Below are 22,629 nucleotides of genomic sequence, written 5' to 3' on the forward strand. Positions count from 1 at the left end.
AGTGGCGCGCTTTTCGCGCTGTTCCAGGGGGCTGAGGCTGCGTGCATCGTTGGTCATTTTGAAAATACTGATTATGCCCTATCTTATTGCCGGATTAATAGTGAAGCCAGTCACATCAGCCCACCCCCTCCCCGAGAAATTCCACCACCCTCGGCAACACCGGCGCCAGTGGCCGCAGCGGCTGCGCCAGGGCGCCGATCAGGGTGGCGTGGCTGACCCGACTGAACAGCTGGGTCTCCACCAATACCGCCTGCGCGCGCAGCGCGGCGGCCAGCCCCAGGGTGTTGCGCTGCGGATCGACCAGCGGATCGTTTTCCGCCGCCAGCAGCAGCACGCGCTGGCCGGGGGCGGCCACGCCGTGGCGGGCGTGGAACAGCGGCTGGCTGTCGGCGGGGGTGTCGGGCCAGTTGAAGGCCGCCTGCACCTCGGGGATGCCGATAGGCAGAAAATCATATGGCCCCGCCAGGCCGATCCAGCCTTGCAGGATGTCCGGAGTCAGCGCAAAGGGCGCCAGCCAGCGCGGGTCCAGCGCCAGCATCGCCGCGTTGTAGGCGCCGGCGCTGTGGCCCATCAGGTACAGCGCCTCGGCCCCCAGCTCAGCGCGGCGCTGGTGCGCCCAGTGCACCGCCTGCGCGCAGTCTTCAAGAAACCCCGGCCAGGTCACCTCGGGGTTCAGGCGGTAGTCGGCAATCGCCACGCTGACGCCCCGCGCCGCCAGCGCCTCGCCGGCGAACAGGTAATCCTCCTTGCGCCCGCTGTTCCAGCTGCCGCCATAAAAGAACACCACCAGCGGCCGCCCCGGCAGCGGCTCCAGCGGCTGGTAAAGGTCCAGGCGCTGGCGTGGATGCGGGCCGTAGGCAATGTCACGGCGCCGCTGGTGACTGCCGGAGGGCACCAGCGCGTTGATCAGCCCGAGCGGCGAGCAGGCCTGCAGCAGACCGGCCGTGGCGCTGCCGAGCGCACCCAGCCCCAGCCAGCGCAGCAGGCGACGACGGGGCGGCGGAGTCGGCGTAGGCATGGGCAGCCTCCTTGAGGGCACGGTAAAGCCGCGATTATTGGCGAGCGCACCGCGCGCAGCAATCGGCGCGCCAGCGCGCGTGCGGGAGCTGACCCAGATCAACACGCCCCGCAGCCCCGCCGTTAAGCTATACTCACGTGCTGGGTATCCTGAGTTTCCCGCACTGGTGGGGCTTGCCGCCTTGCCGGCGCAGGCGCAGGATGTGAGTGGGGCGTCACGCACTGCACCGCACGGAGCGACGCCCGACCCCTTTCCCGTTCAGGAGTTTGTATGTTCCCCGAGTACCGTGACCTGATTTCCCGCCTGAAGACCAGCGATGCCCACTTTGCGCGTCTGTTCGATGAGCACAACGATCTCGATCAGCGCATCCAGAACATGGAAGCCCACATCGAGCCGGGCACCCCGGTCGAGATCGAGAATCTGAAGAAGGAGAAACTGCGCCTCAAGGATGCGCTGTACGAAATCCTCAAGAGCAATGCCGCCTGAGTCTGCACTCAGGGCGATGAAATGGGGGCGCACAGGCGCCCCCATTTTCATTTAGCGCGCGCTGCGCTGCAGACGCTCCAGATCAAAGCCCTTGGCGGCCAGCCGCTCCAGCAGCGCGGCGTAGGCGGCCTCATCGACCTGCGGCTGACGCGACAGCACCCAGAGGTACTCGCGGCGCGGCTCGCTGACCGCGACCAGCTGGTAGTCCTCGTCGATATCGATCACCCAGTAATCGCCCCACACCGCCGGAATGAACGACAGCCACGCCGGAGCGAAGCGCACCTTGAGCGTTGCCGAGTCGTCCGCGCCCACCCGCCGGCCTTCGGCCACTGCGTGGCGCATGCTGCCGTCAGCCTGCCGGCAGCGGTTGAGCACCTGCACGCGGCCATCGGCCTGCAGGTGGTAATCCGCGCGGCTGGCACCCACGCAGTGCTTCTGGAACCACGCCGGATAACTGGCAATCTCGTGCCAGGTGCCCATGTAGCGCGGCAGATCCAGGCGATCCACCGCCTCAAGCGGCGGGGTTTCGGCCTGAGCCGGCAGCAGCGCTGCGCCCAGCGACAGGGCCAGGGCGGCGATCAGGAGCGGTTTACGCATCGTCGTTCTCCGGGGTCATGCAGGTTGATTAGCGGGCCAGCAGGCCAGCCAGCTCGCGGGGCGGGCCGCTGCGCAGCAGTTCCTGAGCGCCGCTCAGTACGCCGCCCAGCACGTTGGACGCCCCGCACTGCGCCATGTTCACCTCGCCGACCCACGGATTGCCCCAGCCCATCTGGCAGGCAATGCGCTGGTTGCGGGCCTGCTCGGCGGCGGTCGGCGGGTACATGCGGTGCCAGGCTTCATACAGCTGGCGATCCTGACTGGAGAGGCGCAGCTGGTAGCGCTCGTGCATGTACAGGTAGATGCGCGCCGCCGGGCCGCGCGCCGGCTCCGGCGGCATGGCCTTGCGGGTCTTGAAATCGACCACCATGGCGCACTGGCCGTACTGGGTGGGGCGGGCGTCGAGCATGGTCAGCGGGAAGTTGCTGCGATCGCCGTTGACCTCACCGATGGCCGGCACCAGGTTGTGCAGGTCGGCCTCGGCGCGGGCGAAGGTCGGATCGTTGCGGGTGCAGTTGTCGCGCCCGCCCTGCTGCCAGCACTGGCGCTGATGGCCGATCACCCAGGCTGGCACCACGTGCTCCCACTCAAGGCGCGCGGCGCGGTTGGCGTTCTTGCGCACCTGGTAGCCGCAGCTGGCCAGATCCACCTGGCTGCCGTTATAGCGGCAGCCACAGTAGAAGGTGCTCTGCTCGCCGGCATAGATCTCACGGGCGATCTGCTTGGCGGCGGAGAAGTTCTCCGGGGGCTGGATGCTGCCGCCATTGAGCAGGCCGAACAGGCCGGCCAGCACCAGCGCGGTGGCGGCCAGCAGCTTCTTGAGCGCGGAATGGGTCATGGTGTGGGGTCCGACAATGATCAAGGCGCGGACTCTATGCGCGCCTTGCCGGCAAGGCAAGACCGCTCTGCCGCGCCGGTTACAGCGGCGTGCAGGCCTGCGGAGCCCGCCACCTGACGCACAGCAGCGCTGACGGCGCGGGGTGTCTGCCTCTACACTGCGCCCCCCCTTGTTCTCCTATAAAGGAGCGGCCCATGCAGCTGCCCTATAGACAGGAGGAAGGGGTCTGGCAGATCGACCTGCGCCTCGACCGGCTGCAGCAACTGGTCAACAGCATGGACCCCTCGCCTCTGCCGCACCGTGATCTTGACCCGGATGCCGAGCGCTATATCGTCGCCGCCGCCCGCGAGCTGCCCGCCGACGAGCCCTGGGCGCTGGCCTTGTGGCTGCCGGCCAGCGATGTGAACGCGGCCAGCGGCGAGCGGATCGAGCGCATCATTCGTCACTACTTTGCCTGGTCGGCGGATGCCGCCCAGTTGCGCCTGCGCGCTCACCTGCAAGCCGCCTGGCGCTCGACCCTGCTTGGTCTGAGCTTCATGGCCTCGTGCATGCTGGTGCTCAATCTGCTGGCCCCCTCCGAGCATGTGGTGGCGCAGACCGCCGCCGAGGGACTGCTGGTGCTCGGCTGGGTGGCGCTGTGGCGCCCGCTGGAGATGTTTCTCTACGACTGGTGGCCGCTGCACCGCGAGCTGCGCCTGATGCGCCGGCTCAGCCGTCTGCCGGTCACCCTGCACCTGCACACCACCCGCGAGACCCAGCCGCTGAACGGGCCGGCCCCGCCGCAGCCCTGAGGCGCGCGCACGGCGCTCTGCGGGAGCGGTGAGGCTTCCGGTAGAATCAGCGGCTGTTTCAGGTTCCTGCGAGTCGCTGCGCCATGACCACTGCCTTCCGCCCCGAACTGCTCTCCCCCGCCGGCACGCTGAAAAGCATGCGCTACGCCTTCGCCTATGGCGCCGACGCGGTGTACGCCGGGCAGCCGCGCTACAGCCTGCGGGTGCGCAACAACGAGTTCGACCACGCGACCCTCAAGCTCGGCATCGACGAGGCCCACGCGCAGGGCAAGAAGTTCTACGTGGTGGTCAACATCGCCCCGCACAACGCCAAGCTCAAGACCTTCCTCAAGGATCTCGAACCCGTGGTGGCGATGGGACCGGATGCGCTGATCATGTCCGACCCGGGGCTGATCATGCTGGTCCGCGACCACTTCCCGCAGCAGGTCATCCACCTCTCGGTACAGGCCAATGCGGTGAACTGGGCGGCGGTGGAGTTCTGGCGGCGCATTGGCGTGAGCCGCATCATTCTGTCGCGCGAGCTGTCGCTGGAGGAGATCGGCGAGATCCGCGAGCAGGTGCCGGGCATCGAGCTGGAGGTGTTCGTGCATGGCGCGCTGTGCATGGCCTACTCCGGGCGCTGCCTGCTGTCGGGCTACCTCAACCACCGCGATCCCAACCAGGGCACCTGCACCAATGCCTGCCGCTGGGAGTACAAGGTCCACGAGGGCAAGGAGGACGAGCTGGGCAACATCGTCCACGTCCACGAACCGATCCCGGTGGTGCAGATTGACCCGCAGGCCGCCGAGCCGACCCTCGGTGCCGGCGCGCCGACCGACCAGGTGATGCTGCTCGAGGAAAGCAACCGCCCCGGCGAGTACATGGAGGCCTTCGAGGACGAGCACGGCACCTACATCATGAACTCCAAGGACCTGCGTGCGGTACAGCATGTCGAGCGTCTGACGAAGATGGGCGTGCATTCGCTGAAGATCGAGGGACGTACCAAGAGCCACTACTATGTGGCGCGCACCGCCCAGGTGTACCGCAAGGCGATCGACGACGCGGTGGCCGGGCGGCCGTTCGACATGTCGCTGATGGATACCCTCGAATCGCTGGCCCACCGCGGCTACACCGAAGGCTTCCTGCGCCGCCACGTCCACGACGAATACCAGAACTACCAGCACGGCTACTCGCTGTCCGAGCGCCAGCAGTTCGTCGGTGAGTTCACCGGCGTGCGCCGTGACGGGCTGGCCGAGGTGGCGGTGAAGAACCGCTTCCAGCTCGGCGATCGTCTGGAGCTGATGACCCCGCAGGGCAACCTCAACTTCACCCTCACGCAGCTCGTCGACAAGAAGGGCGCGGCCTGCGAGGTGGCGCCGGGCAACGGCCACACCGTCTACCTGCCGGTGCCGGACGGCGTCGAGCTGGACTATGCGCTACTGATGCGCGACCTGCAGGGTGCCAGCACCCGCGGCTGAACCGGCGGGCGCCCTCGCCCGCCTTTCTTTCCCCTCTGTCTGGACATGCCGGCCATGCGCGAAGACCTTTCTGCCCTCATCGGGTCCCTCAACGATGCCCAGCGTCAGGCGGTAGCCGCCCCGCTGGGCCGTCAGCTGGTGCTGGCCGGTGCCGGCTCCGGCAAGACCCGCGTGCTGGTGCACCGCATCGCCTGGCTGATCGAGGTCGAGGGCGCCAGCCCCCACGGCATCCTCGCGGTGACCTTCACCAACAAGTCGGCGGCGGAGATGCGCGCGCGCATCGAGCAGCTGCTGGGCCAGAACCCGGCCGGCATGTGGGTCGGCACCTTCCACGGCCTCGCTCACCGCCTGCTGCGCGCCCACTGGCAGGAGGCCGGCCTCGCGGAGAACTTCCAGATCCTCGACAGCGACGATCAGCAGCGGCTGATCAAGCGGGTGATCCGCGAGCTGGGGCTGGACGAGCAGCGCTGGCCGCCCCGTCAGGCGCAGTGGTTCATCAACGCGCAGAAGGATGAGGGCATCCGCCCGCAGCACATTCAGCCGGCCGGGGATCTGTTCCTCGCCACCCAGCTGCAGATCTACAGCGGCTACGAGGCGGCCTGCCGGCGTGCCGGCGCGGTGGACTTTGCCGAGCTGCTGCTGCGCTCGCTGGAGCTGTGGCGCGATAATCCGGGCCTGCTGGCCCATTACCGCCAGCGCTTCCGCCACCTGCTGGTCGATGAGTTCCAGGACACCAACGCCGTGCAGTACGCCTGGCTGCGCCATCTGGCCGCGCCGAGCGGCAGCCCCGGTACCAGCCTGATGGTGGTCGGTGATGACGATCAGTCGATCTACGGCTGGCGCGGCGCGCGCATCGAGAATATCCAGCAGTTCGAGCAGGACTTCAGCGATGCCCAGACCATTCGCCTCGAGCAGAATTACCGCTCCACGGCGAGCATCCTCAAGGCCGCCAACGCGCTGATCGCCCATAACCAGGGGCGTCTGGGCAAGGAGCTGTGGACCGAGGGCCAGGACGGCGAGCCGCTGACCCTGTACGCGGCCTTCAACGAGCACGACGAGGCACGCTACATCGTCGAGCGCATCCAGGAGGCGGTACGCGGCGGTGCGCTGGCGCGCAGCGACATTGCCATCCTCTACCGCTCCAACGCCCAGTCGCGGGTGCTGGAGGAGGCACTGCTGCGCGCGCGCGTGCCCTATCGCATCTACGGCGGGCAGCGCTTCTTCGAGCGGGCGGAGATCAAGAACGCCATGGCCTACCTGCGGCTGCTGCGCCTGCGCGATGACGACGCGGCGCTGGAGCGGGTGATCAACCTGCCGCCGCGCGGCATCGGCGAGAAGACGGTCGAGGCGCTGCGCGAGCTGGCCCGCGAGCGCCAGCTGTCGCTGTGGCAGGCGCTGCATCAGGTGGTCGGCGAGCGGCGCGTGCCGGGGCGCGCCGCCGGCGCACTGAACGCCTTTGTCGAGCTGATCGACAACCTGGCCCTGCGCACCGAGCAGATGCCGCTGCACCTGCTGACCCAGACGGTGATCGAGCAGGCCGGGCTGATCCCCTTCCATCTGGCGGAAAAGGGCGAGAAGGGCCAGACCCGGGTGGACAACCTGGAGGAGCTGGTCAGTGCGGCCCGCTCCTTCGAGCATGAGGACACCGAGGCCTCGGCGCTGGCAGCCTTCATCGACCACGCCGCCCTTGAGGCCGGCGACACCCAGGCCGAGGCCGGCGAGGACAGCGTGCAGCTGATGACCCTGCACAGCGCCAAGGGGCTGGAGTTCCCGCTGGTGTTTCTCGCCGGGGTCGAGGAGGGACTGTTCCCCCACAAGATGAGCCTTGAGGAGCCCGGAAGACTGGAGGAGGAGCGGCGACTGGCCTATGTCGGCCTGACCCGCGCCATGCAGCGCCTGGTGCTGACCTATGCCGAGACCCGCCGCCTGTACGGCAGCGAGACCTACAACAAGGTCTCGCGCTTTGTGCGGGAGATTCCGCCGGGGCTGATCCGCGAGGTGCGCCTGGGCAACAGCGTCAGCCGGCCACTGAGCACGGCCCACGGCCCGGCCGCCGGCTTTGCCGGCAGCGGGGTTCCGGATACCCTGTTCACCCTTGGCCAGCGGGTGCGCCATGCACTGTTCGGCGAGGGGGTGATCCTCAACTATGAGGGCAGCGGCGCCAGCGCCCGCGTGCAGGTCAATTTCGATCAGGAGGGCAGCAAATGGCTGATGCTCTCCTACGCCAAGCTCGAAGGGCTGTAACCCGATCACAGCGGCTGTGCCGCCTTATTCAAACAAGAGGGAAAGCGATGAATCGTCGTCAACTGTTCGGAGCCGGCGTTGCGCTGCTGGCAACCCTTGGCCTGACCGGCTGCAAGGAAGACGCGGCCCCGCAGGCCGCCGCCAGCGCCGCGGCCCCGGCCGTGGAAAACATCACCTGGAAGATGGTCACCTCCTGGCCGAAGAACTACCCGGCACTGGGTACCGGCGCCGAGCGCTTTGCCGAGCGGGTCACCACGATGAGCGGCGGGCGCCTGACCATCAAGGTCTATGCCGGTGGCGAGCTGGTGCCGCCGCTGGAGGTGTTCGACGCCGTCTCCCAGGGCACCGCCGAGCTGGGCCACAGCGCCTCCTACTACTGGAAGGGCAAGACCAGCGCCTCGCAGTTCTTCACGGCCGTGCCGTTCGGGCTGTCGACCCTGGAGATGAACGCCTGGCTGCATAACGGCGGTGGCATGGCGCTGTGGGAAGAGGCCTACGCGCCGTTCGGCATCAAGCCGATCCACGTCGGCAACACCACCATGCAGATGGGCGGCTGGTTCAACAAGGAAATCAACAGCCTGGAAGACCTCAAGGGCCTGAAGATCCGCATGCCGGGTCTGGGTGGCGAGGTGCTCAACCGTCTGGGCGCCACCACCGTCAACATGCCGGGCGGCGAGGTGTTCACCGCGATGCAGACCGGCGCCATCGACGCCACCGACTGGGTCAGCCCCTACAACGACCTGGCCTTTGGCATCCACAAGGCTGCCAAGTACTACTACTACCCGAGCTGGCAGGAGCCGCAGGCGGCCATCGAGCTGCTGGTCAACCAGAAGGCCTGGGCCACCCTGCCGGATGACCTCAAGGCAATCGTCGAGGAAGCCGCGCGCGGCGCCACGCAGGTGCTGATCAACGATTACATCTACCACAACGCCAAGGCGCTGGCCGAGCTGACCCGTCAGGGCACCGAGCTCAAGCGCTTCCCCGATACCGTGCTGGCGGCCATGCGCCATGAGTCCGAGCAGGTGCTGGAGCAGCTGGCCAGCCAGAGCGAGCTGAACGGGCGCATCTGGGCCTCGATGAAGGCCTTCCGCGAGGAGTCCACCCTGATGCAGAACATCTCCGAGAAAGAACTGCACAACTGGCGCTGAAACCACCGGCAAGCGCGGCCGCGTGCCGCGCAACAGCCGGAAACAATCCGTGGCTGGTCGCCCGTAGGCGGCCGGGCACAATGACCGCTGTGCCTGTTCCCACACGAGGGTGACCTGACGTATGCAACGCTTCCTGAGCTTTGCTCTGGCCTTGTGCCTGAGCCTGACCGTGGCCGTCGAGGCCCATGCCAAGCGCATGGGCGGCGGCAAATCCTTTGGCGCAGCGCCTGCGCACCAGACCCAGCCGCGCCAGGCCGTGCCCAGCGCGCCGGCGGCTACCCCGGCAGCTGCGGGTGCGGCCGCCGCTGCCAGACCGGCCAGCGGCGCCTCGCGCTGGCTCGGCCCGCTGGCCGGCATTGCCGCCGGTGGCCTGCTGGCCTCGATGTTCATGGGCGATGGTTTTGAGGGTCTGCAGATCTTCGACTTCCTGATGGTCGGTGGTCTGGTCCTGCTGGCCTTCCTGGCGCTGCGCGCGCTGGCCCGTCGCAAGCTGCAGGCCCAGGCCGCCACCCCGGCCTACGCCGGTGCCGGTGCGGGCGTGCCGCCGCAGGCGCCGCTGCAGACCCAGGCCTATCAGGCGCCGCAGCCGGCCTACACCCCGGCAGCGACCACGATCTTCGACCAGAACGCGGCACCGGCCAGCGCGCCGCTCAACGCTCCGGCCTGGTTCAATGCCGAGCGCTTCATCGCTGCCGGTCGTGAGCACTTCATGAGCCTGCAGCAGCACTGGGATGCCGGCGAGATGGACAAGATCGCCGAGTTCGTCACCCCGGAGCTTTTGGACTTCCTCAAGCAGGAGCGCGCCAACCTCGGCGAGGGCTTGCAGTCCACCTACATCGACAACCTGCAGGTGTTCCTGGAAGGCGTCGAGCAGCAGGCCGGCACCACCGTGGCCACCCTGACCTTCGAGGGCGTGGCCAAGACCTCGCGCTTCGAGCAGGGCGAGGCGTTCAGCGAGAGCTGGCGTCTGGAGCGCGCCGAGGGCGAGAGCCAGCCGTGGCTGGTCGCCGGGATCCGCCAGAACGGCTGATCGGCGGGATGCGCTGAGTAGTGCAGAAACCCGGGGCTTGCCCCGGGTTTCTTCGTTTGGGCGCCGCCTGCCGTGCGCGCCCCGACACCGCAGGCACTCGCCAGCCTCGGCCGAGTGGTCTATAAAGCCTGCCCCCTGCCAAGAGGAATACCGCCGTGGAAGATGTGATCGAGCGCCTGCGTGAACTCAACGAACCGGTGCCGGTGCCGCTGGAGCTGCCGGATGAGGACCTGCTGGTGGAGATTCAGGAGCAGCTGCTGATCCACCTGCCCTTCGAGCTGCGCGAGTACCTGCTCAAGGCCAGTGATGTGGTGTATGGCCATCTGGAGCCGGTGACGGTCTGCGATCCGCAGTCCCACACCTACCTGCCGGAGGTGGCGTCCCGCGCCTGGGATGACGGCATGCCGCGCTATCTGGTGCCGGTCTGCGCCGATGGCGGGCGCTATTACTGCGTGGCCGAGGATGGCGAGGTGCTGCTCTGGGAAGATGGCGAGCTGGACGAGGACAACACCTGGGATTCGCTGTGGAGCTGGGTCGAGGATGTCTGGCTGGCGTCCTGAGCTGGCTCAGTTCTCCTCAGGCACCGCGTCTTCGGCCCACTCCCAGTCCGCCTCCGCCGCATCGGATGGCTCGTTGCTGCCTGGCATGTCCTGCAGCAGATCCTCCTCCTCGACCGGGCGCACGCTTTGGGCCTCGAAGGCATAGGCGGCGTCGGCCAGATCATTGCTGACCGACTCGACCTTCAGCGTGCCGTCGATCCATAGCGGTGCGTAGATATCCTCCAGCGCAATGCCAGCCGGATAGCGCACCAGCACGATCTGGTTGGGCGGCGGCGGCGGCACATGGATGCAGGCGCCGGGATAGGGCACCAGGAAGAAGGTGTGAAAACGCCCGCGGGCATCGCTCTCCAGCGGCACCGGATAGCCGCCCAGACGCATCTGGCGGCCATTCAGGGCCGGGACGGTGCGGGTCGAGTACATCACCTCGGGCAATCCCTGCTGCTGCTTGAGGCCACCGGTGCCGTAGAACGGGCTGTCCGCCTCGGTGCCCTCGTGGCCGATTTCCGGCATCGCCTCCAGCGCGGCCAGATCCTCCGGCGGCATCAGTTCCAGCCAGTCCACTTCCGGCAGTTCGGCGCGGGCCAGCAGGGGGATCAGCAACAGCACAGGCAGCAGGCGGCGCACGGCATGCACTCCAGCAGGACGGGGAAAACGGCGCCGGCCCGCGGCGCCGCCGGGCCGATCAGCCCGCGATCAGCGCCTTGACCTCAGCGATGCGCGCCTCAAGGGTGGCGCGATCCTGACTGCGCAGGGTGGCGTGACCGACCTTGCGCCCGGCCTTGAAGGCCTTGCCGTAGTGGTGCAGGTGGCAGTCGTCGATCGCTACCACCTGCTCCACCGCCGGTACGCGGCCGATGAAGTTGAGCATCGCGCTCTCGCCGACCTTGGCGGTCGAGCCGAGCGGCAGACCGGCTACCGCACGCAGGTGGTTCTCGAACTGGCTGCACTCGGCGCCCTCGATGGTCCAGTGCCCGGAGTTGTGTACCCGTGGGGCGATCTCGTTGGCTTTGAGGCCACCCTCGACCTCGAAGAACTCGAATGCCAGCACACCGACGTAATCCAGACGCTCCAGCACCCGGCCGACGTAGTCCTCGGCCAGCGCCTGCAGCGGATGGTCGCTGCTGGCCACCGACAGCTCCAGGATGCCGCCGACATGGGTGTTGTGCACCAGCGGGTAGAAGCGCGTCTCGCCATCGCGAGCACGCACCGCCACCAGCGACACTTCGCCGCTAAACGGCACAAAGCCCTCAAGGATGCACGGCACGCTGCCCAGCTCGGCAAAGGCGCCGGCGACATCTTCAGGCTGACGCAGAACCTTCTGGCCCTTGCCGTCATAGCCCAGGGTGCGGGTCTTGAGCACCGCCGGCAGGCCGATGGCCGCCACCGCCGCGTCCAGCTCGGCCTGATTGAGCACATCGGCAAATTCCGGGGTGGGAATGCCCAGCTCGCGGAACAGCGACTTCTCGAACCAGCGATCACGGGCGATGCGCAGCGCCTCGGCGGACGGGTAGACCGGCACGAACTGCGAGAGGAAGGCCACGGTCTCGGCCGGCACGCTCTCGAACTCGAAGGTCACCAGATCCACCTCGTCGGCCAGCTGGCGCAGGTGATCCTGATCGCCGTAATCGGCGCGGATGTGCTCGCCGAGCGCTTGGGCGCAGGCATCCGGAGCCGGGTCGAGGAAGGCAAAGTTCATGCCCAGCGGAGTGCCCGCCAGGGCCAGCATGCGGCCGAGCTGGCCGCCACCGATCACGCCGATCTTCATGGAGGTGCGCCTCAGATTTCGCGGGGGTCCGGGTTTTCCAGCACCGATTCGGTCTGCTGGGTACGGAAGGCCTTGAGCGCTTCGTGGAACTCGGGGTGCTTGCCGCCGAGGATGCTGGCGGCCAGCAGCGCGGCATTGATCGCCCCGGCCTTGCCGATCGCCAGGGTGGCAACCGGAATGCCGCCGGGCATCTGCACGATGGAGAGCAGCGAATCGACCCCGGAGAGCATCGACGACTGCACCGGCACGCCGAGCACCGGCAGGTGGGTCTTGGCCGCGCACATGCCCGGCAGGTGCGCCGCGCCACCGGCACCGGCGATGATCACCTCAAGACCGCGCTCCTCGGCCTGCTCGGCATACTGGAACAGCAGATCCGGGGTGCGGTGGGCGGAAACCACCTTGACCTCATGGGGGATGCCGAGCTTTTCCAGCGTATCGACGGTGTGGCTGAGGGTGCTCCAGTCGGATTTGGAGCCCATGATCACGCCTACCAGTGCGCTCATCGTCGTGCCTCGCGGTGGGGCGCCCTCCCGGGCGCAGCCTTGAAATCAAAAGCCACGCAAAAGGCGTGGCTCGGGAATGGGGTGAGCGTCGCAGCCGTGGGCTGCGCGGGCGTGGAGTATACCCGGATGCGGATGACGGATCAGCACCCGCTGACCCTTCGCCTCGGTGCGGCAAACCTTCTACGCTTGAGGCTTCGCGGCCCCGGCCGTTCTTCGGAAGCCCCAGCCCATGTCCCGCCTCACTGCGACCCGCACGGAAAAAGACCTGCTTGGCAGCCTCGATGTCCCGTTTGATGCCTACTACGGCATCCAGACCCTGCGCGCGACCCAGAACTTTCGCCTCTCCGGCGTGCCGCTCGCCCACTACCCGAAGCTGGTGATCGCGCTGGCGATGGTCAAGCAGGCCGCCGCCGATGCCAACCACCAGCTCGGCCATCTGGACAGCGTCAAGCACGCGGCGATCAGCCAGGCCTGCGCGCGGCTGATCCGCGGCGAGCACCACGAGCAGTTCGTGGTGGATGTGATCCAGGGCGGCGCCGGCACCTCGACCAACATGAACGCCAACGAGGTGATCGCCAACCTGGGCCTGGAAGCCATGGGCCGGCCGAAGGGCGACTACCAGGCGCTGCACCCCAACAACGACGTGAACATGGCGCAATCGACCAACGACGCCTACCCGACCGCGATTCGCCTCGGCCTGCTGCTCGCCCACGACGCCCTGCTGGCCAGCCTCGGCAATCTGATTCAGGCCTTCGCCGCCAAGGGCGAGGAATTTGCCGGCGTGCTCAAGATGGGCCGCACCCAGCTGCAGGACGCGGTGCCGATGACCCTCGGCCAGGAATTCCGCGCCTTCGCCACCACCCTCGGCGAGGATCTCGAACGCCTGCGACGACTGGTGCCGGAGCTGCTCACCGAGGTCAACCTCGGCGGCACCGCGATCGGCACCGGGATCAATGCCGATTCGCGTTACCAGAAGCTGGCGGTCGAGCACTTGGTGGCAATTAGCGGCCAGCCGCTGGTACCGGCGGCCGACCTGATCGAGGCCACCTACGACATGGGCGCCTTCGTGCTGCTTTCGGGGATGCTCAAGCGCAGCGCGGTCAAGCTGTCGAAGATCTGCAACGACCTGCGCCTGCTCTCCAGCGGCCCGCGCACCGGGATCAACGAAATCAACCTGCCGCCGCGCCAGCCGGGCAGCTCGATCATGCCCGGCAAGGTCAACCCGGTGATCCCCGAGGCGGTCAATCAGGTGGCCTTCGAGGTGGTCGGCAACGACCTGGCGGTGACCATGGCCGCCGAGGCCGGCCAGCTGCAGCTCAACGTCATGGAGCCATTGATCGCCTACAAGATGTTCGACTCGATGCGCCTGCTACAGCGGGCGATGGATATGCTGCGCGAGCACTGCGTGGTGGGCATCACCGCCAATGCCGCGCACTGTCAGCAGCTGGTCGAGCACAGCATCGGCCTGGTCACCGCGCTCAATCCCTACATCGGCTACGAGAACGCCACGCGCATCGCCAAGCGCGCGCTGGACAGCGGCCGCGGCGTGCTGGAGCTGGTGCGCGAGGAGCAGCTGCTCGACGAGGACATGCTCGCCGACATCCTGCGCCCCGAGCACATGATCGCCCCGCGGCTGGTACCGCTGAAGGGCTGATCCCTGCCACTGCGCGGCGGGCCTTCACTCGATTTCGAACAGCCCGTCGCGCAGGTGCGCGCCACCGAGGCGCGCGCGGATGTCGGCGTCGATGCGCGGGTCGTCCGGGGCGTAGAGCATCACCTGGCGGTAGGCGGCAATGCGGTTGATCTCCGGCCCCAGGTAGTCCCAGACCACCCGGGTACAGGCCGGAGTGCGCCGGTCGCCGCTGGACACGCCGGTCTTCAGGCCGTTGAGGCGGGTGATGCGGCTCTTGAAGCTGGGGATCAGGATGGTCTGGCTCATCTCGTTGCCGGTCAGCGACTCATAGTCGATGAGGAACAGCCGGTCCTGCAGGTAGAACGCCGCGCCCAGATAGCGGCAGCGCACCCAGTCCTCGGCCTCGCCCTCGCGGGCGCGGCCCTGGCGCTCCTGACGCTCGAACAGGAAGTCGCCGCGCTCCTCGCGCAGATGCACCAGCGACAGCAGTACCTGCCCCGGCACTGACATGCAGTTGGCGTATTCGAAGTAGTAGCCGCAGTAGCGGCTCAGGCTGCTGGCGTGCCCGCGCAGCGGCTGCAGCAGCTCCAGCAGCGGGTCCTGCGGACGCGCCGCCGTCTGGTCGCCGCGCGCGCCGAGCAGGCGGGCGAACTGGTCGGGCGGCAGAACCAGTTCGTGTTCCTCGACACCGAAGAAGTCGCAGATACGCTTGAGGTTGTAGGCGGTCGGCCGGCTCTGCCCGGCGAGATAGCGGTTGAACTGGGCACGGTTGAGGCCGAGCTTGCGGCAGACCTCGGCAATCGAGCGGTAATGGCTGCAGAGCAGCTTGAGGTTGTGGCCGAAGGCTTCGGACATGGCGCTGCTCCCGTGATGCGGATGACGCAATATAGCATCAGCTCGCGCCAGTTCGCCGCCAGCTGCGAAATTGCCCGCCAGCCCGCCTTTGCCCAACCATTTCACCCCTGGGCCGGGGGGCCGGGCATTCCACCCTCCGACACGGCTCCACGCGGGGCGCAACCAGCGGCCCGCGCCGGAGCCAGAACAACAAGAGAGGCACACCCCTATGCTCGATTTCCTCAATGACCTGCTGTGGAGCAAGGTCCTCGTCGTCGCCCTGGTCGGTCTCGGCCTGTTCTTCACCCTGCGTTCGTCACTGGTGCAGCTGCGCTACTTCGGCGACATGTTCCGCATCTTCGCCAGCGCCAGCGTGCGCAAGGAAGGCCAGCTCAGTTCCTTCCAGGCGCTGATGCTCTCGGTGGCCGGGCGGGTCGGTGCCGGCAACATCGCCGGGGTGGCGGTGGCCATCATGCTCGGCGGCCCCGGTGCGGTGTTCTGGATGTGGGTGGTGGCGCTGCTCGGCATGGCCACCAGCTACTTCGAATGCTCGCTGGCCCAGCTGTACAAGCGCCGCAACGCCGACGGCACCTTCCGCGGCGGCCCGGCGTACTACATCCAGCACGGCCTCGGCCAGCGCTGGATGGCGGTGCTGTTCTCGGTGCTGCTGCTGGTGACCTTCGGCTTCGGCTTCAACGCCCTGCAGTCCTTCACCCTGGCCAGCTCGATGCACGATGCCTTCGGCGTGCCGACCCTGGCCACCGGCGTGGTGCTGGCGCTGGTGATGGCGGCGATCATCTTCGGCGGCATCAGGCGCATCGCCAGCATGGCCGACGTGCTGGTGCCGGTCATGGCGATTTCCTACATCGCCATGGCGCTGTTCGTGATCGCCACCCACCTTGGCGAGGTGCCGGCCACCCTGGCGCTGATCGTCAAGAGCGCCTTCGGCCTTGAGGAAGCCTTCGCCGGCAGCGTCGGCGCGGCCATCGTCATGGGCGTCAAGCGCGGCCTGTTCTCCAACGAAGCGGGCCTGGGCAGCGCGCCGAACGTCGCCGCGGTGGCCGACGTGCCGCACCCGGCCTCGCAGGGCATCGTGCAGTCCCTCAGCGTGTTCATCGACACCCTGCTGATCTGCACCAGCACCGCGCTGATCATCCTGCTCTCCGGGGTCTACCAGCCCGGCACCGAGATGGCCGGCGTGGTGATGACCCAGACGGCACTGGCAGCCATCGTCGGCGAATGGGGAAGGATCTTCATCAGCCTGGCCCTGCTGCTGTTCGTCTTCACCACCCTGGTCTACAACTACTACCTCGGCGAGAACGCGCTGGGCTTCTTCAGCCAGAAGCCGGCGTTGGTCAAGGCCTACCGCGCCCTGGTGATCATCCTGGTGCTGTGGGGCTCGGTACAGGACCTGTCCACCGTGTTCGCCTTCGCGGACGTGACCATGGGCCTGCTGGCGCTGGTCAACCTGATCGCCATCGCCCTGCTGTACAGGACCGGGCTGCGCCTGATGCGCGACTACGACGCGCAGGTTGCCGCCGGGATCGAACAGCCGGTACTCGACCGCCAGCAGTTCGCCGACCTCGACCTCGATCCGGCCGCCTGGCCGCAGGCCGGCGCTGCTCCGGCGAGCGCCCCCCGCCCCTGAGACAGCGGCCGGCAGCCCCGCGCTGCCGGCCGTTTCCCTCCCGCGCCACCCTGCCCTCCCGGCCCCGCGCAGGGCCAATGGCTGACTGCCGCGCCGCGCGCGAACTGCCACAATGCCGGGCATTCCTTCCCTTGATTCTCCGGGAGCTGATGCGATGAACGCCCCCCACAAGCTGCTGGTGCTGTATACCGGCGGCACTATCGGCATGCAGGCCAGCGCGGACGGCCTGGTGCCGGCCGCAGGCTTTGAGGCGCGGCTGCGCGCCGAGCAGGCCGCCCGCCCCGGGCAGTGTGTGCCGCGCTGGTACTACCGCGAGCTGTCGCCGCCGATCGACAGCGCCAACATGCACCAGGGTCACTGGCTGGCGATGCGCGACGCCATCGTCGCCGCGGTGACGGAGGACGGCTGCGACGCCGTGCTGCTGCTGCACGGCACCGACACCCTGGCCTACAGCGCGGCGGCGCTGTCCTTCCTGCTGCTCGGCCTTGGCGTGCCGGTGCTGCTCACCGGCTCGATGCTGCCGGCCGGCGCGGCAGGCAGCGACGCCGCGGACAACCTGTCCGGGGCCTTCGCCGCGCTGGCCGCGGGGCTCGCGCCGGGCGTGCATCTGTATTTCCACGGTCGCCTGCTGCACGGCGCGCGCGCCAGCAAGATCCGCAGCGAGGCATTCGATGCCTTCGCCGAAGCCGCCCGCCCGCGTCACGGCGCGGCAGCGGCTGGGCTGCCGGCCGCGCTGGACTGGCGCCAGCCGCGCCGTCCGGTCGCGGTGGCCGTGCTGCCGGTGTTCCCCGGCCTGCAGGCCAGCCATCTGCGCGCCCTGCTCGACAGCGGCATCGAGGCGCTGCTGCTGGAGTGCTACGGCAGCGGCACCGGCCCGGCCGAGGATGCTGCGCTGCTTGAGGTACTGCGCGAAGCCCACCAGCGCGGCGTGGTGCTGGCGGCGATCAGCCAGTGCGCCGAGGGGCATGTCGAATTTGGCGTATATGCCGCCGGGCACCAGCTGGCGGCCTGCGGGCTGGTCTCAGGCGGCGGCATGACCCGCGAGGCAGCGCTGGCCAAGCTGTTCGCCCTGTGCGGCGCCGGCTTGACCCAGGCTGAGGTCGAGCACTGGTTTGGCATCGATCTGTGTGGCGAGCGCTCAGCCCCCGCTGCAGAGGGCGAGGCCGGCGCGCTATGCTGAATGCCAGCCCCATCGCCGGAGAGTCACCATGCGCGTCCTGCTCGTTCCGCTGATCGCCAGTCTGCTCAGCGCCTGCGCCAGCCCCCTGCCTGAGGCCGATCCGCAACAGGCATGGGTTGATTTTCAGCGCACCGCCGGCGAGCTGCTGATGGCCGATCGGGTCGATGGCCAGCGCACGGCCGATGGCCGCTATTTTCAGCTCAGCCCCGGCGCCCATCGCCTGCACCTCACCTACCGCTTCGAGGAGCCGATCGGCCCGCTGAACCGCGAACCGCAGGTGATGTTCTGCTACCTGCGCATCGACTACCCGGCGTTTGCCGCCGGGGTGCGTTACCGGATCGTCGCCCGCCATCGCCTGCTCGAACCGGAAAGCTGGCTGGAAGACGCCCACGGCCAGCGCCTGGCTGACGGAAAAACCGGGCAGTGCATGGCCCAGTAGCGCCGCCCTGCTGACCCCGGCTGACGGCCCGGCCAACTACCCGGCCGGGCGCGCCAGCTCGGCGCGCAGCCAGGCCGCCAGCGCCGCGGCGCGCGGATCAGCCTCCTGACGCGGCACCCACAGCGCCAGCTGCGCCGGTGTGGCGACAAATCCCCAGGCCGCCTGCAGGCGGCCGGCGGCCAGATCGTCCGCAACCAGCAGCTCCGGGGCGATCGCCACCCCCAGCCCGGCCACCGCGGCTTCCAGCAGGTAATACAGGTGCTCGAAGCCCTGCCCGCGCTGCAGGCGCGCCGGGTCCAGCCCCTGAGCCTCTGCCCACTGCGGCCAGGCCTGCGGGCGCGAGGTGGTGTGCAGCAGCGGCTCGTCCAGCAGCTGCGCGGGCGTGGCGGCTGCAAGCAGGGCGTGCCGCGGATGCCGCGCCGAGAGCACCGGGCCGATGCGCTCTCCAGCGAGGGCAAACACCTGCAGGTCCGAAGGCCATGGCGGCGTGGCAAAGCACAGCGTGGCATCCAGCCCGGGCTGGCGCGGGTCCAGCTCGCCCTCGCTGGCCGAGAACTGCAGCTGCAGCTGCGGCAGCTCGCGCTGCAGACGATCCAGCCGCGGGATCAGCCAGCGCGCCAGCAGGCTGCCGGGGCAGCCGAGCACGAACGGCCGCTGCCCGGCTCCCGCGCGCAGCTCGGCGCAGACGCGGCGCAGTTCATCAAAAGCCCGCGTACTGGCGCGCTGCAGGCGCTCACCAGCATCGGTGAGTTTCACGCCGCGCCCCTCCTTGCGCAGCAGCACCACGCCCAGCTCCTCCTCAAGTACCCGCAGCTGACGGCTCACCGCGCCGTGGGTCACGTGCAGCGCCTCGGCAGCGCGGCCCACCCCGCCCAAGCGGGCGGTGGCCTCAAAAGCACGTAGGGCATTGAGTGGCGGTAGTTCGCGGGGCGAGGTCATAGGTGAGATTTCCTGACGGGTTGTGGCGATCTTATCGCTTTCACTGCCACCGGCCATTGGGTAGATTGCAGGGACTGGCAGCGCCACCGGCGAGCGCTCTGCATGAACGCGCCCGCCACCCCACCGGCCCTGCCGCCGTCAACGCCGGAGAATCGCCATGACCCAGACCTACGCCCACGGCCCCGATCCGCGCGGCATGTTCGGCCGCTTCGGTGGCCAGTTCGTCGCCGAAACCCTGATGCCGCTGATCAACGACCTGGCCGCCGAGTACGAAGCGGCCAAGAACGATCCGGCCTTCCTTGAAGAGCTGGCCTACTTCCAGCGCGACTTCATCGGCCGCCCGAGCCCGCTGTATTTCGCCGAGCGCCTGACCGAGCACTTTGGCGGGGCGAAGATCTTCTTCAAGCGCGAGGAGCTGAACCACACCGGCGCGCACAAGATCAACAACTGCATCGGCCAGATCCTGCTGGCCAAGCGCATGGGCAAGAAGCGCATCATCGCCGAGACCGGCGCCGGCATGCACGGCGTGGCCAGCGCCACCGTGGCCGCGCGCTTTGGCATGGAGTGCGTGGTGTACATGGGCACCACCGACATCGACCGCCAGCAGGCCAACGTCTTCCGCATGCGCCTGCTGGGCGCCAAGATCGTCCCGGTCACCGCCGGCACCGGCACCCTCAAGGACGCGATGAACGAGGCGCTGCGCGACTGGGTGACCAACGTCGATACCACCTTCTACCTGATCGGCACCGCTGCCGGCCCCCACCCTTACCCTGCGATGGTCCGCGACTTCCAGGCAGTGATCGGCCGCGAGACCCGCGCGCAGATGCTGGAGAAGGAAGGCCGCTTGCCCGACTCACTGGTTGCCTGCATCGGCGGCGGCTCGAACGCCATCGGCCTGTTCCACGAGTTCCTCGATGATTCGAGCGTTGGCATCGTCGGCGTCGAAGCGGCCGGCCACGGCGTCGATACCGGCAAGCATGCTTCGAGCATGGCGGGCGGCACCCCCGGCGTGCTGCACGGCAACCGCACCTTCCTGCTGCAGGATGCCGACGGGCAGATCACCGATGCCCACTCGGTCTCCGCCGGCCTCGACTACCCGGGCGTCGGCCCTGAGCATGCCTGGCTGCACGATGTCGGGCGCGTCGAGTACGTGCCGATCACCGACCATGAGGCGCTGGAAGCCTTCCACACCTGCTGCCGCCTGGAGGGCATCATCCCGGCGCTGGAGACCGCTCACGCCCTGGCCGAAGCGTTCAAGCGCGCCCCGAATCTGCCCAAGGATCACCTGATGGTGATCAACCTGTCCGGGCGTGGCGACAAGGACATGCAGACCGTGATGCATCACATGCAGGAAAAACTGGAGAAACACTGATGAGCCGTCTGCAACGCCGCTTTGCCGCGCTGAAAGAACAGAACCGCGCCGCGCTGGTCACCTTCGTCACCGCCGGTGATCCGGACTACGCCACCTCGCTGCAGATCCTCAAGGGCCTGCCGGGCGCTGGTGCCGACGTGATCGAGCTGGGCATGCCGTTCACCGACCCGATGGCCGATGGCCCGGCGATCCAGCTGGCCAATATCCGCGCGCTCGGCAACGGCCAGAACATGGATAAAACCCTGCAGATGGTTCGCGAATTTCGCGCCACAGAGCAGGACACCCCGCTGGTGCTGATGGGCTACTACAACCCCATCTACATTTACGGTGTGGAGCGCTTCATTGCCGATGCAAAAGCCGCCGGCGTCGATGGCCTGATCGTCGTCGACCTGCCGCCGGAGCATAACGACGAGCTGTGCGACCCGGCCCAGGCCGCCGGCATCGACTTCATCCGCCTGACCACCCCGACCACCGACGACACCCGCCTGCCTACCGTACTCAACGGCAGCTCCGGCTTCGTCTACTACGTCTCCGTGGCCGGCGTGACCGGTGCCGGCGCGGCGACCATGGAGCATGTGGAACAGGCCGTGACCCGCCTGCGCCGCCACACCGACCTGCCGCTGTGCATCGGCTTTGGCATCCGCACCCCGGAACACGCTGCGGAAGTGGCCAAGCGGGCGGATGGCGCGGTGGTGGGGTCGGCGTTGATTGACAGGATTGCCAGGGCGGGGTCGCCGGCCGAGGCAGTTGAAGGCGTGCTGGGGCTGTGCCGGGAGTTGGCGGAGGGGGTGCGCAACGCACGTAATTAAATTTGCTTAATCTCTTGGATAAAAAGCCGCTGCTTTTTAAGCAGCGGCTGTCTCCTAGACATTGCAGATGCCACAACCCATACCCTGCAAAGAAAGCTCTTCCTAAGCTTGAGTCAATAGTTTGTAGCCTTGCTGCCCTCCGTAAATTTTTTCACTGCGGACAATTTTGATTCCACAGTAACAGACTCAAGCTGTTCCAGTTTTTGTCGTATGTTATTTTTATGGCCGTCAGATGTTTCTGGGTTCTTCAACATCTCAACCATATGATTCTTTGCGTCGCTGAAAGCGTCCTCTAGCTCCTTTCTCGCAAGGTATTGCTTTAACCGGCTTATTAAATAAGTGGTGACTGCCCCTATAATTACCGAGACCGTTGGGGCAGAGTGTAGCAATACTGCCTTGTATGGAGAGTCTTGGGGTAGACCATTAGCAATAATGACAACCAATGTCCCGCTCCCTGCTCCGGTAACACCACCACCAATGGCACTACCGCTAGCCTTTTCCTTTGGTGCATCGGACATGACTATTTCTCCGGAGCATTGCCAAGCGTACTTATATTCTCAGAGAACAGTTTCAATGCGACATGGATTGCCTTTAGAGACTTATCTATTAAGCTTTCAATTCCTTGATCCCCGAAATAAAAAGTCTCAACCGAGGCAAAAACATTGTCCTTATAAATGTAAAGCTTTACCGCTTTTATCTTTTCATTTGCCTCATTGCATGCAAGAAGGGCCTCATTTTTCTTTGCTAGACTATCAGCCTCATAAAAAGATGGGTAAACCAAGCTAAAGAATCCGTCTTTCTCATCAAGATATATATAAAATGTTCCGAATTCGTTTTTAAACTCGATGTCTCCGTCAGCATCAAGCCTTGGGTTAAGTCCAAGAGATTTAACGGCATTAAATATTACTTCAATTTTTTTCATTTAAACCCTCGGTGTTTCCGTATTTCAATAAAAAATCGGCAATTCTGATCTTGCCCACGCAGGAGCGTGGGAGCCATCAGGAAGCGGCTGGCGAAGGACAACGCGGGGTTGTGGGCGTCCTGCAGGCGGTCGATGGCCGAGCGCAGCAGGGTTTCCAGGTTGTCATTACTGCCATGTTCGGTTCCCGCCGGATCGTGGCCGATAAGCGTGATCTTGTGCTGCTCCGCAACGCGCAGCAAGTAGAGTGGACAACGGCGCAGCCTTGTCCACCGATCCGCCTCGGCAGAGGCGGACAATCGCTGCGCGAATTGTCCACCCTACGCTTCATTCCGGCTAATCGTAACCGATCCATGAACCCCATCTGCCGATGATGGGGCGAGTGTTTTACATTGTTGTCGCTGGCTTGCAGTTCCACG

Annotated in this window: 23 protein-coding genes and 1 pseudogene; 13 read left to right on the forward strand and 11 right to left on the reverse strand. The window is 66.9% G+C overall.

Going from position 1 to position 22,629, the window contains the following annotated elements; genetic code table 11:
• Positions 1-115: 115 nt before the first annotated feature.
• A complete protein-coding gene (locus MXC11_RS11150) occupies positions 116-1,018 on the reverse strand; it encodes an alpha/beta hydrolase (protein WP_250010261.1) in 903 nt (300 codons plus the stop codon).
• Between the two features lie 270 nt (positions 1,019-1,288).
• Here MXC11_RS11150 and MXC11_RS11155 point away from each other — a divergent pair, with 270 nt between their 5' ends.
• The gene (locus tag MXC11_RS11155) at positions 1,289-1,504 is read left to right on the forward strand and encodes a YdcH family protein (RefSeq protein ID WP_250010262.1); all 216 of its coding nucleotides are present in this window, start codon (positions 1,289-1,291) and stop codon (positions 1,502-1,504) included.
• A 51-nt stretch (positions 1,505-1,555) separates the two neighbouring features.
• Here MXC11_RS11155 and MXC11_RS11160 read toward each other — a convergent pair whose 3' ends face one another.
• Both MXC11_RS11160 and MXC11_RS11165 read right to left on the reverse strand, forming a co-directional pair.
• Entirely contained in the window at positions 1,556-2,101 is a 546-nt protein-coding gene (locus tag MXC11_RS11160; protein ID WP_250010263.1) for a lipocalin family protein, read from the reverse strand.
• A 28-nt stretch (positions 2,102-2,129) separates the two neighbouring features.
• A complete protein-coding gene (locus MXC11_RS11165; RefSeq protein ID WP_250010264.1) occupies positions 2,130-2,939 on the reverse strand; it encodes an endonuclease in 810 nt (269 codons plus the stop codon).
• Positions 2,940-3,133: 194 nt separating this feature from the next.
• On the opposite strand from MXC11_RS11165, the gene MXC11_RS11170 reads away from it, so the two are divergent.
• The 6 genes from MXC11_RS11170 to MXC11_RS11195 all read left to right on the forward strand — a co-directional run bounded on the left by MXC11_RS11170 (position 3,134) and on the right by MXC11_RS11195 (position 10,169).
• On the forward strand, positions 3,134-3,730 hold the full coding sequence (locus MXC11_RS11170) for a hypothetical protein (RefSeq protein WP_250010265.1): 597 nt from the start codon (positions 3,134-3,136) through the stop codon (positions 3,728-3,730).
• Between the two features lie 83 nt (positions 3,731-3,813).
• A complete protein-coding gene (trhP, locus tag MXC11_RS11175) occupies positions 3,814-5,187 on the forward strand; it encodes a prephenate-dependent tRNA uridine(34) hydroxylase TrhP (RefSeq protein WP_250010266.1) in 1,374 nt (457 codons plus the stop codon).
• Between the two features lie 54 nt (positions 5,188-5,241).
• Positions 5,242-7,431: a DNA helicase II gene (uvrD, locus tag MXC11_RS11180; RefSeq protein WP_250010267.1), complete on the forward strand. Its 2,190-nt coding sequence runs from the start codon at positions 5,242-5,244 to the stop codon at positions 7,429-7,431.
• A 47-nt stretch (positions 7,432-7,478) separates the two neighbouring features.
• Positions 7,479-8,579, forward strand: coding sequence for a TRAP transporter substrate-binding protein (locus tag MXC11_RS11185; protein WP_250010268.1), 1,101 nt, complete (start codon positions 7,479-7,481; stop codon positions 8,577-8,579).
• A gap of 121 nt (positions 8,580-8,700) precedes the next feature.
• Positions 8,701-9,609 carry a Tim44 domain-containing protein gene (locus MXC11_RS11190; RefSeq protein ID WP_250010269.1) on the forward strand — a complete coding sequence of 303 codons (909 nt, stop codon included), beginning with the start codon at positions 8,701-8,703 and terminating at the stop codon, positions 9,607-9,609.
• Positions 9,610-9,764: 155 nt separating this feature from the next.
• Positions 9,765-10,169, forward strand: a complete 405-nt coding sequence (locus MXC11_RS11195) for an SMI1/KNR4 family protein (RefSeq protein WP_250010270.1) — start codon at positions 9,765-9,767, stop codon at positions 10,167-10,169.
• 96 nt (positions 10,170-10,265) lie between these two features.
• Here MXC11_RS11195 and MXC11_RS11200 read toward each other — a convergent pair.
• The 3 genes and pseudogenes from MXC11_RS11200 to purE all read right to left on the reverse strand — a co-directional run.
• Positions 10,266-10,793, reverse strand: a pseudogene (locus MXC11_RS11200) (DUF3299 domain-containing protein); the annotation flags it as partial.
• 58 nt (positions 10,794-10,851) lie between these two features.
• The gene (locus MXC11_RS11205; RefSeq protein WP_250010271.1) at positions 10,852-11,934 is read right to left on the reverse strand and encodes a 5-(carboxyamino)imidazole ribonucleotide synthase; all 1,083 of its coding nucleotides are present in this window, start codon (positions 11,932-11,934) and stop codon (positions 10,852-10,854) included.
• Positions 11,935-11,945: 11 nt separating this feature from the next.
• Entirely contained in the window at positions 11,946-12,437 is a 492-nt protein-coding gene (gene purE / locus MXC11_RS11210) for a 5-(carboxyamino)imidazole ribonucleotide mutase (RefSeq protein WP_250010272.1), read from the reverse strand.
• Positions 12,438-12,666: 229 nt separating this feature from the next.
• Between purE and MXC11_RS11215 the strand changes: the two genes are divergently transcribed.
• Positions 12,667-14,091 carry an aspartate ammonia-lyase gene (locus MXC11_RS11215; RefSeq protein ID WP_250010273.1) on the forward strand — a complete coding sequence of 475 codons (1,425 nt, stop codon included), beginning with the start codon at positions 12,667-12,669 and terminating at the stop codon, positions 14,089-14,091.
• Between the two features lie 24 nt (positions 14,092-14,115).
• On the opposite strand, the gene MXC11_RS11220 is transcribed toward MXC11_RS11215, so the two are convergent.
• Entirely contained in the window at positions 14,116-14,925 is an 810-nt protein-coding gene (locus tag MXC11_RS11220) for a helix-turn-helix domain-containing protein (RefSeq protein ID WP_250010274.1), read from the reverse strand.
• A 208-nt stretch (positions 14,926-15,133) separates the two neighbouring features.
• Here MXC11_RS11220 and MXC11_RS11225 point away from each other — a divergent pair, with 208 nt between their 5' ends.
• The 3 genes from MXC11_RS11225 (at position 15,134) to MXC11_RS11235 (ending at position 18,171) form a co-directional block, all read left to right on the forward strand.
• Positions 15,134-16,552: an alanine/glycine:cation symporter family protein gene (locus tag MXC11_RS11225; RefSeq protein ID WP_250010275.1), complete on the forward strand. Its 1,419-nt coding sequence runs from the start codon at positions 15,134-15,136 to the stop codon at positions 16,550-16,552.
• Positions 16,553-16,706: 154 nt separating this feature from the next.
• Complete coding sequence (locus tag MXC11_RS11230) at positions 16,707-17,732, forward strand: asparaginase (protein WP_250010276.1); 1,026 nt, start codon at positions 16,707-16,709, stop codon at positions 17,730-17,732.
• Between the two features lie 28 nt (positions 17,733-17,760).
• The gene (locus tag MXC11_RS11235; protein ID WP_250010277.1) at positions 17,761-18,171 is read left to right on the forward strand and encodes a PA0061/PA0062 family lipoprotein; all 411 of its coding nucleotides are present in this window, start codon (positions 17,761-17,763) and stop codon (positions 18,169-18,171) included.
• A gap of 36 nt (positions 18,172-18,207) precedes the next feature.
• Here MXC11_RS11235 and MXC11_RS11240 read toward each other — a convergent pair whose 3' ends face one another.
• Positions 18,208-19,110 carry a LysR family transcriptional regulator gene (locus MXC11_RS11240; protein WP_250010278.1) on the reverse strand — a complete coding sequence of 301 codons (903 nt, stop codon included), beginning with the start codon at positions 19,108-19,110 and terminating at the stop codon, positions 18,208-18,210.
• A 157-nt stretch (positions 19,111-19,267) separates the two neighbouring features.
• On the opposite strand from MXC11_RS11240, the gene trpB reads away from it, so the two are divergent.
• Complete coding sequence (gene trpB, locus MXC11_RS11245) at positions 19,268-20,482, forward strand: tryptophan synthase subunit beta (RefSeq protein WP_250010279.1); 1,215 nt, start codon at positions 19,268-19,270, stop codon at positions 20,480-20,482.
• Positions 20,482-21,291, forward strand: coding sequence for a tryptophan synthase subunit alpha (trpA, locus tag MXC11_RS11250; RefSeq protein WP_250010280.1), 810 nt, complete (start codon positions 20,482-20,484; stop codon positions 21,289-21,291). The genes trpB and trpA overlap by 1 nt, the downstream gene beginning before the upstream one ends.
• 113 nt (positions 21,292-21,404) lie before the next feature.
• Here trpA and MXC11_RS11255 read toward each other — a convergent pair whose 3' ends face one another.
• Genes MXC11_RS11255 through MXC11_RS11265 form a run of 3 tightly spaced genes read right to left on the reverse strand, consistent with a single transcriptional unit; the run spans position 21,405 to position 22,452 of the window.
• A complete protein-coding gene (locus tag MXC11_RS11255; RefSeq protein WP_250010281.1) occupies positions 21,405-21,809 on the reverse strand; it encodes a hypothetical protein in 405 nt (134 codons plus the stop codon).
• A 2-nt stretch (positions 21,810-21,811) separates the two neighbouring features.
• The gene (locus tag MXC11_RS11260; RefSeq protein WP_250010282.1) at positions 21,812-22,213 is read right to left on the reverse strand and encodes a hypothetical protein; all 402 of its coding nucleotides are present in this window, start codon (positions 22,211-22,213) and stop codon (positions 21,812-21,814) included.
• Positions 22,210-22,452, reverse strand: a complete 243-nt coding sequence (locus tag MXC11_RS11265; RefSeq protein ID WP_250010283.1) for a hypothetical protein — start codon at positions 22,450-22,452, stop codon at positions 22,210-22,212. The genes MXC11_RS11260 and MXC11_RS11265 overlap by 4 nt, the downstream gene beginning before the upstream one ends.
• Between the last annotated feature and the right edge of the window lie 177 nt (positions 22,453-22,629).

The organism is Pseudomonas eutrophicaquae, from assembly GCF_023544715.1.
GTDB lineage: Bacteria > Pseudomonadota > Gammaproteobacteria > Pseudomonadales > Pseudomonadaceae > Geopseudomonas.